This window comes from Gimesia alba, assembly GCF_007744675.1.
Lineage (GTDB): Bacteria > Planctomycetota > Planctomycetia > Planctomycetales > Planctomycetaceae > Gimesia > Gimesia alba.
Genome location: NZ_CP036269.1, coordinates 2,131,892 through 2,148,961, shown reverse-complemented (window position 1 = coordinate 2,148,961; position 17,070 = coordinate 2,131,892). Strand labels below are relative to the sequence as shown.

General features: G+C 49.0%; 10 protein-coding genes. 5 read left to right on the top strand and 5 right to left on the bottom strand.

The annotated features are described in order from the left end of the window. Positions 1 to 88: 88 nt before the first annotated feature. Genes Pan241w_RS08145 through Pan241w_RS08130 form a run of 4 tightly spaced genes read right to left on the bottom strand, consistent with a single transcriptional unit; the run spans position 89 to position 6,002 of the window. Positions 89 to 2,212 carry a hypothetical protein gene (locus Pan241w_RS08145; protein WP_145213586.1) on the bottom strand — a complete coding sequence of 708 codons (2,124 nt, stop codon included), beginning with the start codon at positions 2,210 to 2,212 and terminating at the stop codon, positions 89 to 91. Further along, on the bottom strand, positions 2,209 to 3,018 hold the full coding sequence (locus tag Pan241w_RS08140; protein WP_145213583.1) for a hypothetical protein: 810 nt from the start codon (positions 3,016 to 3,018) through the stop codon (positions 2,209 to 2,211). The genes Pan241w_RS08145 and Pan241w_RS08140 overlap by 4 nt, the downstream gene beginning before the upstream one ends. Positions 3,019 to 3,029: 11 nt before the next feature. Next, the gene (locus Pan241w_RS08135) at positions 3,030 to 4,769 is read right to left on the bottom strand and encodes a cyclic nucleotide-binding domain-containing protein (protein ID WP_145213580.1); all 1,740 of its coding nucleotides are present in this window, start codon (positions 4,767 to 4,769) and stop codon (positions 3,030 to 3,032) included. A 42-nt stretch (positions 4,770 to 4,811) separates the two neighbouring features. Then, a complete protein-coding gene (locus Pan241w_RS08130; protein ID WP_198000399.1) occupies positions 4,812 to 6,002 on the bottom strand; it encodes a multiheme c-type cytochrome in 1,191 nt (396 codons plus the stop codon). A gap of 351 nt (positions 6,003 to 6,353) precedes the next feature. Between Pan241w_RS08130 and Pan241w_RS08125 the strand changes: the two genes are divergently transcribed. The 5 genes from Pan241w_RS08125 to Pan241w_RS08105 all read left to right on the top strand — a co-directional run bounded on the left by Pan241w_RS08125 (position 6,354) and on the right by Pan241w_RS08105 (position 15,744). Further along, positions 6,354 to 8,096: an adenylate/guanylate cyclase domain-containing protein gene (locus tag Pan241w_RS08125; protein WP_198000398.1), complete on the top strand. Its 1,743-nt coding sequence runs from the start codon at positions 6,354 to 6,356 to the stop codon at positions 8,094 to 8,096. 252 nt (positions 8,097 to 8,348) lie between these two features. After that, on the top strand, positions 8,349 to 10,274 hold the full coding sequence (locus Pan241w_RS08120) for a multiheme c-type cytochrome (protein WP_145213571.1): 1,926 nt from the start codon (positions 8,349 to 8,351) through the stop codon (positions 10,272 to 10,274). Positions 10,275 to 10,289: 15 nt separating this feature from the next. Further along, positions 10,290 to 11,939 (top strand): hypothetical protein, encoded by a 1,650-nt coding sequence (locus tag Pan241w_RS08115; RefSeq protein ID WP_145213568.1) that lies wholly within the window; start codon positions 10,290 to 10,292, stop codon positions 11,937 to 11,939. A gap of 197 nt (positions 11,940 to 12,136) precedes the next feature. After that, positions 12,137 to 12,769: a sigma-70 family RNA polymerase sigma factor gene (locus tag Pan241w_RS08110; protein WP_145213565.1), complete on the top strand. Its 633-nt coding sequence runs from the start codon at positions 12,137 to 12,139 to the stop codon at positions 12,767 to 12,769. Positions 12,770 to 12,825: 56 nt separating this feature from the next. Further along, positions 12,826 to 15,744 carry a serine/threonine-protein kinase gene (locus tag Pan241w_RS08105; RefSeq protein WP_145213563.1) on the top strand — a complete coding sequence of 973 codons (2,919 nt, stop codon included), beginning with the start codon at positions 12,826 to 12,828 and terminating at the stop codon, positions 15,742 to 15,744. Between the two features lie 38 nt (positions 15,745 to 15,782). On the opposite strand, the gene Pan241w_RS08100 is transcribed toward Pan241w_RS08105, so the two are convergent. Then, positions 15,783 to 17,009, bottom strand: a complete 1,227-nt coding sequence (locus Pan241w_RS08100; protein ID WP_145213560.1) for a serine/threonine protein kinase — start codon at positions 17,007 to 17,009, stop codon at positions 15,783 to 15,785. Positions 17,010 to 17,070 lie beyond the last annotated feature (61 nt).

The window sequence follows — 17,070 nt, the reverse complement described above, 5'->3', positions numbered from 1 at the left end:
GTAAAAAACCACAGCCCCCTGAAACTCACGTTTCAGGGGGCTGTTTTTTTTAAGCACCTATATCCAGATTTATTAAACGTCGCCAGGATCATTCAGAAGAAGTCAGTTTCCGATGTGCATGGTAATTGTGACATTGCAGGCAGCTTTGGGTTGCGGTTGCCTGATTATGGCAGGTACTGCAATTTTGCCGGCTGATGGGCTGAAAGCCACTGGTGCAAGCCTGCCGGCTGTTCTGATTGATCTGCCAGAACAAATTCGATCGATCGCGAACGAAATAATCACTCTGCAAAATGGCAGCACTGTCTGTGCCAGATCGGTCAAAGACATGACAATTTTCACAGTTCAGTCGTTGTCCTGCTAATAAGTGAGGAGCATGTGAGAATTGCGTGAATTGTTCTTTTGCCTGCTGCGTTGGTAACGGTTGCCAATTGATGTGAGAAACTCCGCTCACAGGATCTTTATCAACAGAGTGACACATCAGACAGCGACCGGAAGCAAGGGCTCCGTGAGAATCTTCAGTGCCGGATGCGGTCGGATTTGAGAATATCTGCCATAGACTGTCACGGTCTAAATTCTTCTGATCCTTCTGAACAGCCTGATCGAGCCAACCTTTAATGAGGGGATCGGCATGGCCGATGGGACGATAGCGAACTGTAAAATCAGAATCGGAGATAGACCAACCACTATTGGCATTGCGTGTAGAGAACCCTGACGGTGCCTGTTTTTGCCGGGTCGAAGCTGGTAGTGCCTTTTTCTCTGTATGATCTTTGATTTCCGCTGCCAGATTCGGAAACCAGATTTGCTGCGCCTGTGATAATGTGGGAACGATGGACGGTTTGAGATGCAGATACAGGGCACTGTTTTTTCCCAGGCGCTCCGTTAATGCCGCTTCGCCTGATGTGGAAATATCATAGAGCAGTCTTTTAACGGCCCAGGCAATTTCTGCGACTGCGGCGGCTTGCTCTGGATCAACATTGTTCAACTTACGATAATCAATCGCTCCCAGTTGTTTGATGGCACTTTGATAGCCGGGATCATTTTCCAGCAAGAGTTCCATCAGTCGAGGTAACCTGGCTGTGGCAAAAGATCCCTCGGTATTAGGCCAGGCTCCCTGTGACTTCATCAATGTGGGAGCAATGACTGGCAGTGCAAAAAATGGAACGCCTGGAAAATCGACATCTTCAATTTGCGGTTCATGACAACTGGCACAGGTCTTTTCGAAGCTGCCTGTCAACATCAGACGGCCTGTGGCATCAGATGTGTGACAGGAGCTGCAGGATTCCGGTTTGTGCCCGTGGGGCATGGTTCGCTTAAACTCTTCATTTTTGAAATAACGATTCAGGTGCGTGTTATGATCGAAATAAATCCGCGATCGGCGTTCATAAGGATAATCCCCCAGAGCGGGATGGCCGTGCTGGAAGCTTGCAAACTGCCTGGCATGACAGGATTGACACTGCAAATCTGTTAATTGTGTGAGATTTGCCTTTCGTCCATGATGCTCCTGGTGACAGGTGGAACAGGCGAGCTTACCGTTCGTCGTGGGATGGCCCGTCAATGAAGCAAGCTGCAGTGCTATGGGAGTCGAAGCTGTTTCCTTCGTTTCTTGAATTTGACTGGTTATTTCGTGTAATCGCTCAACAGAAACACTGTGGGCGAAAAGTGCTTCTTCTCCCAACTCCGTGTGGCATTTCAGACATAACGCTGAATCATCAAGAGCGACATCATCATTCATGGTCAGATGAATCCAGGTATCAAGGCCTCCCTCGGCGGCAGAATGACAGGCACTGCAGTTCGATTCAATATTGGCGTGTGCATCAATGACTTCCCCCGGCGAAAGGAGAGAGGAGGGAGAGTCACCGCTGAAAACAATGAGACAAAGCGAAGCAGCAATGAACGCAGCAAGTCCCCCCAGAAACCGCCGCTTGGCTAAGAGACTGCGGCGGGGTTGACAACTGGTATCAGGCTGACAGCAGGTCCCATCGGGTGCCGGACCTTCCTTACACTTTCCCCCATTCAAGACGGAACGAGTACATTGATATTTTCCACCTTTCTCTGCAGGCTCGCACTGACTTTGAACCTGGCATTCCCCCTTGTTGCTCGGTCCCAGCCGACAAGGCAAACCTTTCTCGCACAACCGTCCGCAAACCCAGGTGTTTGCAGGTCGTTCGTAATTACTGTTCTTCCAGTCGAAAGGTTGCAACGGTTCGGTCATCCGCTGGTACTCGCAAACGCACAGGCAGCAAGTGCGTGATAGAAAGCAAAAATGATCAGGGAATATGTCAAAGGCACATGCACGAAGAGCCACAATTTGATAATGGCCTGAAAAATATATTGGTAATCGAGATCATCTTTCAACTGAATTTGCTCTGCGATCTGTTGTAGCCTAACCTGCTCCTGTTCATCAAGAAACGGCTCTTGTGCAGAAATTTTCTGTTTGAGTTGATGCAGATGTCGTTTTGAATGCAGGATGTGACTGATCTGATGACGCGGGCCTTCAAAAAAATCCTGCAAGTGTTTGTGATAGAAATCAGGGAGTGCGGCCCCCTGCTCTGGCTGCGCATCATCAAAGACCAGCGTCTTAACTCGATCATGTATTTTTCGTCGATGTACGGGAATTCGCTCAAAGAGCACTTCTTCTCCACGCGAGAGGAGACGATAGGGAATCGTGCGTGACAGGAACAATCCAACCACACCACTTAAAAACACGGTGTAATACGTCAGGAAGAGAATGAATTCCAACAGGCCATTCGGAATCTGCAGTCTGGTATGTATCGCAAAGACGACAAACGACAGGAAGCCAATAAAGATATGAAAACGAAGCCAGGCGGCACTGCTTCCCAATGGTAGAAATGAGATTTTTTTGCGTAACTGATAACTGGCCAGAAAGAGAAGACAGAGCAACAAAATTGTTCCGCTGGCGAATGAAGTCTTCGAAAGTGTAATCGAAAATAAATAGCACCCCGCGAAAATCAGCAGAGAAATCACCGTGAATAACAAAAAAGTGATTCTTTGTTGCATCCAAAAGTGTTTCATCGTGAAAACACCTCTCCCACTTGAGACGCATCCTGCATATCCACACGAAAGAGTGCGTCATGCGGGCAAGCACGTTCGCAGGCCGGTCCGCCTCTCTGGTCGATACACAAATCGCACTTTGTGGCTTGAGTCAGGGGTGAACGCGTTTTGGAATCGACGATAATATTTCCTTTGGAATCTCGAATATCAACCATACGAATCGCATCAAATGGACAGTTGCTGGCACACTGGGCACAGCCAATACAGGTTTGTTCGTTGATGATGATATCACCTTGAGCAAAATCGCGAAAGATTGCACCTGTAGGGCACTCAATCATGCAGATCGGATCCACACAATGCAGGCAGGAATTGGGAATCATATATTGATTGAGAATGGGCCCATGGCGAATAAACCGGGGATTATTGTCATGGGCGGTAGAGCAGGCGCGGACGCAATCATCGCAACGTGTACAACGTTCAAGGTCAATCACCATCAGTGATGTTCCTTGGACAAAATTCTGATCGACCAACTGGCTGAGCAGCGTATCATCATTGATTTTAACCGAGTGGCTGCCTGAATCCGAAACGTGTGTTTTGACTTCATGCAGATCTGCGGCCCCGGTAGAGTCGTTTTGCTTGAGTAATTCCTCAACAAGTGGCGTGGGCACAAGCACCGCGTTCAGGTGTCCTATCGCACTCAGTTGTGTACGGCAGCCAACGGGTGTCAGCGATTGTACTTCAGCCCGAATTTCATCCAATCCAAAGATTTGACCGGGAGATAAATAACCAATTGTACGTCGGCCGTTATAATGCCGCTGACTGATACGGGCCAGGCCGCTACGAATCATGACGATGCCACTGGGATAATCACCTTCACGGATGATAACGGGTTCCCCGCCCTCAGTCGCATGATCCTGATTCTCGATTAAGTCTTTAAACGGTTTCGGAGAGTCATAGTTGCCAAAAGTATGAAATTCAACCTGATCTACAATCCGTTGCATCAATTCTGGCTGACAGTCATGAAACAAGGGAGTTGTTCGCAGGAAGGCAGCTAGAGCCCGTTCGCGGAACGCGTCCTCGATATATTGTTTCAGTTTTCCATTCTGATCATGTCGCAGAATATCGCGAATTCCCTGCCAGCGAATTTCAAGGAGCTGTGAAACCCCTTCCGAAAACACGGTAGCGACGCGGCTGGTTCGGCCCAGCGCTGCCAGTTCACCAAACCAATGTCCTGTTTCAAGTCGTGCGGTATGGTATTTATCGAGAACAGCCGAGACTTCCTGAAGATAGATTCGAGTGCTGTTGTGCGCATGACGTGTTTTCAACTCAGACTTGGAAAACACAGAATCTAGTTTACGGACTTCAGGTACACTGTGATTTCGCCAGAGTTGTGAAAAAGATTCCCATAGGTTTTTAACCTTATGATGGCGCCGCCCCAGGATTTCATCAGGCAGAGTTGGCTTTCCTCTTTCCAGACCGACACGCACATTACCAGATAAAATAAAGAAGGCTGAATTTCCCCAGTCTCCCCGCCGCACAACAATGTCACCATCGTCAAACCCAACTACCCGTGCATCGTTTTTAATGATGTCGTGCAGAGGTAGAGACCGCTTAAATCCAGCGGGGTCAATCTGCGAAAAGGGTGGCTTCTTCAGAAGGATTTCCACATCTGCATCTGTCATTTCTTCCTCGCTGCCTGGTTCGAGCGAGAAAGGTTTATCCCAGCGACGCGGACGTGAAATCGAAGGTTCTGACATGGGAGTACAACTTGTTGCTGGTGTGGAACTGGTCGAGACTTCTTATTTATTCAGATACTTGTCCTGAAACTGCTGAGAATAGTGTGGAGGATAGCGTTTGATGACAGAATCGAGTTTGGAAAAATCAGCACCATCATATTTTTTGGCAAATAGTTTTGCCTGTTCCGCGACTTCATCAGCAGCCTTCGTATAAGTCTCTTTATCGGTTGGCAGCGGCGCGAACAGTGTCCCGAACATAGGTGTGATGAGATTGATAACCGCTTGAACTTCCGGCGTGGGAGCAGCAGCATTGATCTGTGACAGCTTGCCGTTTGCCGCTGCGATAATCCCACTTATTTGTGGAATGACAGCGGGGTTTGTTGCTTTAGCGCGTGCTCGTAGTGCGGTTTCCAGTTGAACTAAAGTGCCAACCACAAACTTGACTCGCTTGCGATTTTCTGCAGTTCCCCCAGTTCGTTCCATCCACAATGAAGGGGCATCGGCATTTTTGGTTTTGTCAACGAGGAAATTATGTTTGACTTCTCCACCCGTCCAGGAAACAAAATCGAAGGCACTTGCCGCCTTATGTCCCGCAGCGATCAATTTTTCATTTCCAACGATATGACATTTAAAACAGGATTTGGACAGACCATAAATATCGGAAGAGCGTTTCATGCCAGCCTGGTCACAGAACTTGAGCCGTTCCGCACGGTGCTCTGGAGTCTCTTCAGCACGAGAAATTGGCATGCTGGCATGATAAGACTGATGACGATTGAGCCAGCCATCCTCTCCGCCGGCAGCACCATGGCACTTTTCACATGAAACTCCCGAAATTACTTTGACCTGGCCGTCTCTGACTGCCTTTGTACCATGACAGTCCGCACACATGGAATCGCCCTGTAAGTCGGCACTCGTCAGTCCCATTGCCGTTGCGTACTTTTTTGTGTTCCCTTCAAATTTAAAGAGTCGTTCATCGGGAGATTGAAAGTGCACCGTTTTCATCCAGGCTGCAACTTCAGAAGGATGACACTTCTTACAGTCGGCTGCAACGACACCCATCGTTTTTTTCGTTTGTTCTGCTTTTGACTCTGCATCGGTCGACACAAATGAGGATGCAGCTGCTGCAGATTCGGTTGCATACATCTTCTCGGAATAGACTGAAATAACGGCTTGCAGAACCAGGCAAACCACCATCAAAGTGAACAGGCAACTAGCTGATTTGAGAAAGCGAAATCTGCGTTCGGCAAGATTCATTCTGAGAAACTTTCTTTGCATGTGAATGGGAGACGGGATAGAGTAAATTTAAGGATTGTAATGGTCGTATCTGAACCAAAACTCTCTTAAAATTACCTCTTAGAGTACGATGCTATAACAATACGACTCTTATTCATTAACGAGTATACTAATTGTAATACTACGTGATTTTATTGACTAGTTTGAAGATTTTCTGACGAATTGGACGAAGAGCGGTTACCGCCCGGCAGAATATCCGTTTTAAAGGTAGGGCCCTGTGATCTTTATAAATTCAAACATGTCCGAACCCTCATTGTCAATACTATGCAAAGCACATCCACTAAGAGACAGACGACAAACGGGACCTACTCAATGATACATCTCATTGCAAAAGGGCCAAGGCCGGGCGAAAAAATTGAATGGCATATTCCTGAATCGCAAAAAATGTTGTTAGGTAGGAGCGCTGACAACGATTGTGCCATTCCCTGGGATTCTACCATTTCACGGATGCATGCTGAATTCCAACGCAATGAAGATCAGCTGAATATCCGTTGTTTTCCCAGTGTACTGAACCAAATCAAGTTTGACGAGCAATTTCATAGCGAGTTGACGATCTCAGTAGGCGATTCGTTTCAGATTGGTGAGACTCAGTTTCAGTCGATTGAACGATCATCCAATTCCGGAGTTCTGGAGATTCTAGACGATCTGGATACCGATTCTGGGATATTAACAGAAGCCAGTCTGCGGATTACAGACCTCAGAATCGAAACCGTCTCCAAAGCCGTTCCCAGTTTATGGCTTTGCAAAGATGAAGGAAACCTGGCAAAACAGGCGGCTCTCCTACTCAAGGATGTGATGCCACATGCAGACGTGGTCGCTGTGATCCAAAGTGATGGTCCGAAAAAATGGAATGTCGCCCATTGGGAACAACCCGTTCCCGGTTTTCGGCGCGTTACGATCATCAGATCGCTGGTTCGTGACACTATCCGAAAAGGCGAGACTGCCATCGAAGTAGAAAGCAGTCGCAAAGGGACGCCGCTTGCCAATGGCCGCTGGGCGTTCTGTACTCCAGTCAAAACAGAGGGAAACCAGAAATGGTGCCTCTATATCTGCGGTCGCTTTGGTGAAGATTCGCCTTCACAGGCCTATTTATCTACGAATGATTTACAGGATGATTTGAATCTTGTCGAACTGCTGGCTCATATGCTGTCTGCCATTCGTCGCGTACGAAAGCTGGAAGACCGATTTTCCGGCATAGAACAGTTTTTCTCTCCCGCGATCATCAAAGTCGTTTCTGAGGAGAACGCCAAACATTCACTGGAACCAACGGAAACAGAAACAGCTGTCTTATTCTGCGACCTGCGACGTTTCTCACATATGACGGAACAGGCAGGGAAAAATTTACAACAGTTTCTGGATCGTTTGAAGAACGCCCTGGGCGTCATGACTCAAAGCATCAGTAGTCAGAATGGGGTCATCGCAGACTTCCAGGGGGATAGTGCGCTTGGTTTCTGGGGCTGGCCTCTGCCGTTGACGAAAGGAGCGCTTCCTGCCTGTCTTGCCGCGCTGCGAATTCAACAGATGTTCAAGATTTCGAACAGTACTCATTTCAATGAGTTGAGTGGTTTCGAAGTTGGAATCGGTATCACACGTGGCAACGCCATTGCCGGCAAGATTGGAACGCGCGAGCAGGCGAAAGTCGGTGTTTTTGGCCCCGTGGTCAATCTGGCCTCTCGCCTGGAGGGGATGACAAAGCAACTGGGGGTGCCGATTCTAATTGATGAAGCGACCGCCTCTGATGTACGAAATCTGCTTCCCGAATCTGAAGGACGTTGTCGCCATCTCGGTTTATTTCGTCCCCCAGGATTAGAAGCCCCGCTTTCGGTCTATGAACTACTACCCACTGAGGGAAAGAGTTCGATTTCAAATCAGAATATTAAAGACTTTGAAGCAGCCGTGGATGCATTTATTGATGGTGACTGGGACAGTTCGCTTGATCTGTTAGGGCATCTGCCCCCCAAAGATCGTGCCAGAGATTTTTTACTGCTCCAGATTGCCAGTCATAATTATAAAGCCCCCTTTAACTGGGATGGTGTGGTCACACTCAAGAAATGACATGCATTCAAGCCTGAAGCCGCACTAAAAAACGTCCCGGGAGAAGGTGGGGCAGCCCGAAAGCCAAAGAATACATGTTTATACGAATATGTATTTTCTCCTCTTTCTTTCCAGTTATCTGGTTTAATATTCAACAGTTATTCCGATTATACCGATTATGACTATTAGGCCTGCGACAGGAGTGTTGCGCATCAACCAAAATTTGTAGTCATACTTTGCTTATTCCAGGCAATGTAAATCGGGAGTGCAGGAATGGAATCCTCTCCTTGCAGGAATGAAATCAAGATCGGACGCTATCTGGCGTTTTCGATCGTCGTTTTGGGTATTCTTCTACCCAACATCTATTTTCAATACGTTCAAGCGGAAGACCCGGGACTCATCAGGCTGTCCAACGTTCGAACTGCTTCCGCAACTGCAAGCAACACCAAAGCGACAACCGCCACAAAGCTTGACGAACTTCTACAAGCTGCCGTTGATCAGGCCCATGCCGAGTGCTATGAAAATGATCCATTCCCGTCTGCTGCCAAATGTGGCAAATGTCACCCACAGCATTATCGCGAATGGTCGGTCTCACCGCATGCTTATGCCCAGTTGAGTCCCGTGTTTAACGCGATGTCGAACAAACTGATCAAACTCAATAATGGCACGCTGGGTGATTTTTGCATCCGCTGTCATACCCCCGTCGGCATGGCGTTATCCGAGCCCATTGATATGAGCAATCTGGATCGCCCCCCTTCTTCGCGTGAAGGTGTGACCTGTGTAACCTGTCACCGCATCAATCAGGCATGGGGAAAAGGAATTGCAGGTCGTCAGGCGCTGGTGAGTGGAGATATTAACCAGGCAGTTTATGGACCGTCGGGCGGAGAAATTCTGGCTGAAGTTCTGGCGAATCCGGATAAATATGGCGTTCTGAAAACAACCGATAATCCTGCAATTCGAGGGCGTGCAATTCATGCAGAAGCGTATGAATTCTTTCAACTGACCACACCTGGTTTCTGCGGCAGTTGTCACGATGTGTTTGCCCCTAACGGCTTCCGATTGGAGGACGCTTTCAGTGAATTCAAACATTCTCCTTCTGCCAAGCAGTGCAAAGAAAATTGTCAGGATTGTCACATGGGTGTCGTTCCTGGCGTCCCTTCAGGATATTCCTTTTCGCCTGCAGCCATTGTTGGAAATGTGCCTACACCGGTTCGCAAACATACAAACCATATGATGATTGGCCCTGACTATCCGATTATTCATCGCGGCCTGTTTCCGCATAATCCGAAAGCGATCAAAGAAGAAAATTCTAGCCCCTCACCCGATCAGGGGCTCGCTACCATGCGAGAATGGCTCTGCTTTGATGATGCCGCCGGCTGGGGTACTCCTGAATTTGAAAAACACGTTACGAAAGAGACTTACTTTCCCCCTCCCTGGGACAATCAAGTCACACGAATTAAAGCACGGCTCATTCTGAATGACCAATACGAATTACTGGGAGAGGCCGCTACCCAAAGACTGCAGCTTTTGAGAGCAGGCTATCATTTAGGTGAAATTCAAGTTGAAAAAGCGAAGTGGTATGGACTGGATTTCTCGGTCCCCGTTTCGAATATTACACTGGGACATGGCGTCCCCACCGGGTTTGACGCGGAACGCGTTGTCTTTCTACGGACCATGGTCTGGGACCAAAATGGGCAACTCGTCTTTCAATCCGGAGACCTCGATCCGAATGGCGATATTCGCGACTCTCACTCCCTGTATGTGCACAACGGAAAGATACCGATTGACCGGCAGTTATTCACTCTGCAATCACGTTTCATTACCCGCAACATTCGGGGTGGTGAACGTGAGCAGGTTCTGAATGTGCCTTATTCTCTCGACCCACTGCCTTACTTTCGGCCAGCGACGCGCCCCTTTACGGTTTTGGGGCGTCCGATTGGGGCACGTAAGCAAAAGCAAAACATTCCCCCCAGAAGCAATCGCCTGGCAAACTATCATGTTTCACGAAAGCAACTCACGGGACCGGGTAATTATACGATTCGCGTTCAACTGATTGCAGGCATGGTGCCGGTAAATCTAGTGCATGAGATCTCGGACGTGGGGTTTGACTATGGCATGTCTGCCCGTGATGTCGCAGATGGCGTTGTCGACGGACATATGGTGTTGTACGAAAAAGTGGATACCGTCTGTATTCCTTAATATTGAATCAGCTTAATGAGAAAATTGAAACAACAATTCCTGTTCCTGATTCTAACGAGTGCATTTCTTTTGTACTCGGGAATTGTTCATGCGCAAGCGCCAGATGCCCCGGGTGTCGCCAGCCTGCCCCCTTCTCCGGAAATGGCAGAAGAAACACAGGCAGCTGATGAGTATGATGAATTTGACGACTACTATATCAATCCCTACGCTGATCGCGTGGAATATGATCCGAACGTGTATCACGATTCCGAGCCCCTCTACTGGAAGCTGGGCGAGATGGCAATGGATGCGTTAGCATCGCCGGCTGAACCCTTGGCACATTTCGGCCAGTGGTTGCTTTGCTCCGAACATTACGCTCCTGAAACACCTCTGGATGACTTTCCCATCGGCATACAACCGATTCCCGAACGTCCTGACCTGCTGATTGAGACCAACGAAAAATTTCTGGGAGTCGGATTCCTGAACCAGGGAATCGAGATTCCCACAGGTGCCGTCTGGCGGCCTTCGTTCTGGGTATTTGGTACTTACCGAACCGGATTGAACTATTTTAATAACCGTGCCGGGACCAACGTCACCGAATGGGCCAACCGACTCGATCTGTTTGGACAATTGAACCTTTCCGGTACAGAACGCATTCTCGTTGGTCTGCGGTCACTTGATAAGGAGTTGACTGCCTCACGACTGTTTACAAGCTATGAGTTCCACGATGGAGAATGGCTTGATGGACTCAACGCCGACATTCAAACTCTGTTTTTTGAAGGCGATTTTGGCGAACTGTTTCCGAATCTGGATCCCTATGACGTGCATCGATACGACATTGGGTTTTCCGTTGGGCGTCAGCCGATGTCGTTTCAACAGGGATTGTTAATCAACGAAGACATGGTGGATGCGGTCACCGTCACGCGGAATACAATCAACGGTGGAGGTGTTCTGAATATGCGCGTGACCGGCGTGTATGTTGAGGGGGACATCAACCGGAATAACAACGTCCATGACCCCGACTCCACAATGTATGGTATCTTCTCTGAAACGGACTTTGAAGTCAGTACGGTCAACGCCGATGTAGCGACCGTCAACTCCAGCAACCCGCAATTCGGCAGTATGACCGCTTTCGGATTGAGTGCGATTCAGCGTTTGCACGGATTCCACAATACTTACAATACTTCGTTCCAGGTACTGGGCTCATTTCCTCACGATGGCGAAACGGCAGCCTCCGGACAGGGAGAACTGCTCTTCAGTCAGATCTCTTTAACACCACATCACTCGAATGACCTGGTCTACTTCAATGCATTTTGGGCCATCGACCAGTTTACATCCCCCGCACGAGGAACACTGGCCGGCGGACCGCTGGGACAGGTTGGTCTGCTGTTTGCCGCCTCTGGACTGGGACAATATGGTGCTCCCTTGAGTAACCAGGCAACCGATGTCGCGGGTGCCAGTCTGGGATACCAACTCTTCTATGATAAGACCCGACAGCAGCTCATTTTCGAAATCGGTGGCCGCAAAGATACTAACGACGTCAATGATGGTGCCATCGGGGGCGCCATCCGCTATCAAAAAGCGATCGGCCAACATTGGATCATGCTGCTCGACAGCTTTGTAGCCAAGCAGGAGTCACGGGGCGTTGCCTCCGGTGCTCGGATTGAATTTCTGGCTAAATTCTAGTTCCAATCCGTCAAAATCAGGGGATCTCGCGTAGTAAACTCTGGTAGCCTCAACCATTGTACGTTTCACCTCAAGGGGTCGCATAAGCCTTATAACCCCTGTAATCGAGCCAGAATGATCCGCCTTGTCGTCTGCGGAAGCAATCGGTTAGAATCATTGCCGTCAATGATTTGGATACCGATCGGGAGATACGTTAATTGTTGGATGAGCACGAAGATCAAGAAAAGTTTCTGAACCGGTTACGACAGGACCCGGAAGGCGTGCTTGCGGAAGAATATAACCAGTACCGAGACCGTCTGTGGCGAATTGTGAATTTTCGGCTTGATCGGCGACTGCTCGGTCGAGTAGATGCAGATGATATTCTGCAAGAAGCATATCTGGATGCGGCCACGCGGATTGAACATTATCTGAATGACCCGGCGACCACATTTTTCATCTGGCTGCGGACGATCATCGGACAAACTTTGATCGACGTACACCGCCGTCATCTGGGAGCGCAAAAGCGAGATGTCAGACGAGAAGTCAAAGCGAAGCGCAGAGTATTTTCGGCATCGACTTCATTTCAAATCGCCGATGTCTTGCTGGGCGACATGACGTCTCCGAGTCAGGCTGCGCTCAAAGAAGAACTGGCCGCACAATTGCATGAGGCTCTGGAGAGTCTGAATGAAATTGATCGCGAGATTTTGGTGCTGCGTCATTTTGAAGAATTATCAAACCTGGAAGCATCGGAAGTACTTGAAATCGAACCCAAAACAGCAAGTATGCGATATTTTCGAGCCTTAACCAGATTACGCTCCATTCTGGTGCAGATTCCCGGTATTATTGAGTAATCAGCCGTCCGTGAAGCGAGTATTATTGCAGGACCATATCAACAGGACAGCAGGCAATGTTATCTCCCGACTCACATCACGCAACTAAGAATCTGACGCCTCCGGATCCGCCCGACCTGGAGCAAATCGCTGATGAATTCATCAGTCAGATTCGTAACGGCGAGAACCCTGAGGTTTCTGAATACGCGAAACGCTACTCTGATTTTGCCAGTGAGATTGCAGAGTTCTTTCCTGCCATTGCTGCTTTGGAAGGTGGAAAACATGCCGACCAGGCCCATGGTAAAGTCTCCTTAGGCGCCAGTACACCACAACAACTGGGTGACTTTAAAATCGTCCGAGAAATTGGGCGAGGTGGCATGGGTGTGGTCTATGAAGCTATCCAGGAATCACTCAATCGGCGCGTCGCGTTAAAACTGTTGCCGCGTCATTCGCTAATGGATGAAAAACAACTGAGGCGATTTCGCCGGGAAGCCGAATTAACGGCTTCGCTGCATCACACCAACATCGTACCGGTCTTCGGTGTCGGCGAGAACAGCGGTTTTCACTACTATGTGATGCAATTGATCGAAGGCGTTGGTCTGGATGAACTGACGCAGAAAATCGTGGTGACTGCTGCCGACAGCGATTTGAAACAGATCGCAGCAGGAAACAATACTCTGACGCAGGCGGGCAGTGACACCTCGCTCTCTCACAGTGATGACTCGCAAGTCAGACAGCAGGACGAATCGAGGTCTTTCCACAACATCGGTCCTGAATTTGATAAGTATGTCGGCTCTCCTCAAAATATTGCAGCGCTCGGCATTCAGGCCGCGAACGCGTTACAATATGCACATGATCGCGGTATTTTACATCGTGACATCAAGCCTGGAAATTTACTTTTAGACCGGGATGGTCTGCTCTGCATCACGGACTTTGGACTGGCACGTGCGGCTGAACAGAGCGATCTGAGTAAATCCACCGACATGGCGGGCACACTCGGTTATATGGCGCCCGAAATGTTTCGAGGAGAAACCTGCCGCCAGAGTGATATCTATGGTCTCGGAATTACACTTTACGAACTATTAACCAAACGTCCCGCAATTGAACGCACCAGCCGTCATGCAATGATCGAACTGATCACGCGGGGGGCGATTCCACCGCTCAGGCGGATCAATTCCGAAATTCCCCGCGATCTGGAAACGATCATCCAGAAGGCGATTGCAGCGGATACGAAACATCGTTACCAGAAGGCCAGCGACCTGGCAGATGACCTGAATCGATTTCTCGAGAATCGGCCGATCCGTGCCCGACGCGTGACACTCTTCGAGCAGTTGTGGCGCTGGAGCCGTCGTAACCCGGCGATTGCCAGCTTATCCGGAATTGCATTCAGCCTGCTGCTACTGTTGGGAATCTCGCTGGCAGTCGGATTTGAAAATGAACGACGGGAACGAAAGCGAGCAGAAGCATCATCTCAACTGGCAACTGCAGCCCTGGACCGCGTTTTCAATCGCTTTGTCCCCAGCCGCGCCCAGTCAACAGAAAGCAACACATCGGCAGCCGACTATTCAGAACCGGTTTTGTCCCGGGAATCAGCTGATTTACTGGCAGGAATGATTCAGTTCTATGAACAATTGGCAGAATCAACAGGATCACAACGCGAATTTCAAATCAAAGCGGCCAATGCACAGCACAAGGTTGGTGACATTCATCGCCGACTGGGAGATTATCAATCAGCACTTGCCGCGTATCAAAAATCGCTCGAAATGTACAATCAAAACTCGGTTGAAGCAGATCCTCTCACGATCGCCACACTCTTCAATGAAATCGGTCGAATTCACTGGTACCTGAATCAACTGACGTCTGCCAAGGATTCCTACCTGAAAGCGGAGCAGTTGCTGAAACAGGAACTCGCGAAAAACCCGGATCAACCTGCGCTCCGTTTTGAACTGGCACGTTCCTATTTTCTGATGTCACATAAAGTACGTCCCGGTCAAGTGAAACCACACTCTGTTCCTCATCAGGCGCCTCGCTTCCCTGCAACGGAAGACGAATCAGAGGCGAATCAGGCTCTCTCGCAGAAGGCCATTGATATTCTGGAGCCGTTAGTGAATTCCGATCATGCGAAGCCGGAATATCGCTACTTACTGGCCCTCTGTCTGCAGGAACAAATCTCAAATCAATATCCGCAATCTCAGGCGGATACAGAAAAACAAGCGCGTGTGCTTCAAATTCTGGAGAACCTGGTTCGGGAATATCCGCATGTTGCCGACTATCGACAGGCTGTGGTGAAATCCTATGAGCGAATCGAGCTTCGCAATGCAACCCCCAGGGACATTGAAGAGACCATTGCGAAACGTCTGCAAAACGCGATTCAGCATGCCAGCCGCCTGGTTTCCGATTATCCAACGATCCCGGAATACAAAATCTCGCTGATCCATGCCCATAATAAACTGGCGCATGCAATGGATATTTTGACTGATGGAAGTCCGGATTCAGACAAAGTACGACTTCGCCATGATACAGGCGAACGCTCCTTGAGAACAGCTATCAGATTACAGAGAGAACTCGCGAACCAATTTCCGGAAGTGCCAGAACATCAAACCTGGCTAGCCAGGTTTGAAATCATGCTGGCAAATATTCTGGAAAGAAAAGGAAGTGAAGCCGAAGCAATTCCACTCATGGAAAATGCCATCAAGATCCTGGAAACAGAACAGAAAACACAACCGGATTCTGCTGACATCTATGAGGATCTGTTGAATGCCACAGAGAAGCTTTCTGAGCTTTATCAATATTCAGGAGATGAACTGAATAGCATCCTGCTGTGGGATAAATACAATCAATATGAAGCGCAATTTAAATCCAAATTCCCAGAGGCAGTACGTCACAGGCCTAAACAAAATCGACGGCCCCAACGGGGCGACGGACCACCACGCCCACGAGACAACAGACAGCCACCGCGGCCACGTGACAGGAACGGGCCTCCCTTCCGCAGATGAGACAACTTTCGTTTAGGTTGACTTAATAAAACCCGTCTCTACTCTGACTGCTGACTTAAATTGTGGTTCCAGAAGGGAAACCTGATCCTGTTGAAAACACCGAGAGAGCTTGTGCGACGCTTGACAGATTTGCCATGAATCAATCGGACTAGATCAATGCTGAGTGCTTCGACTGATTGATACCGCTGCTGCTGTGACTTTGCGATGCAATTTAAAATCATGGATTCGAAATTGACGGGGATCGACGGATTCTGCGCGCGTGGTCTTAACGGTTCCTGATTTAAAATCTGCTCGACGAGCTCACTTGAATTTGAGGAAGGGAACGCCGGCGAGAGAGTCGCCAGTTCATACAACACCATCCCCAGAGAGTAAATGTCGCCTTGCTCATGATTCTGTCCCTGAAACCGTTCGGGCGCCTGATAACACAATGTCTTTGCCGGCTGCTGTTTGAGAGCGCCCTCTGCAAACTGGGCCAGACTAAAATTATTGACCCAGACATGACCTGCTGCATCAATTAAGATGTTCTCCGGCTTCAGATCATTGTGTAACGTTTCGCGGCTATGCGCGTATCTCAATGCATCCGCTACCTGTAATGCGATACCAGTCAAGGCACGCCAGCGATTCTCCTGCAAACTGTGTGCGATGGCTGCTATCTGATCACGATGTTTCTGTTTTCCGATATTCTTTTGAGAAAACTGACTCTCACCTGCGAAGTACTCAATGATTTGATCCAGGCCAACCCCATCGACCTGTTGCGTCACTGAAAAACAATATCCCTGATCTTCTCCCGATTTATAAAACGACACGATATTCGGATGACGTAGTCGCGCAACCAGACGTGCTTCACGCTCGAATCGTTCTCGCCAGCGGGGCGTCATTTCTGATTTCCAGGGCAGTAGTTTGACCAATACACGGCGATTCCATTTTCCTTGAACCGCTTCATATAAAATCGAAGTTCGATTGCGGCTGAGTTCGCGAGTGATGCGGCAATCCCCCAGTTGTTTGATACTGTCCGGTTCAGGCAGCTGCCGTCGTAAACTGGAAAACTCCTGATTCCCCTTCCACTGTTCCATCGCGATCAATACGGGGAAGCTCTCACGAATTTCGTCAGCGTATTCCGGATAGGTCAGAGCATACGCTTCGATCGAGGGGTTCAACCACCGCCGATGCTCGTCAACAAACTGACTCGCCAGCACATCCAGAGTGATGCACTCGGTAGCGACTGCAGCAGCCGAAATTGTCTCTGTCCGATTTTCAGAATTCATGTTGGCCCTTTAAGACATTCTAAAGTCGATGATCTTAGTTCTCAGTCCAACGCAAGGTCTC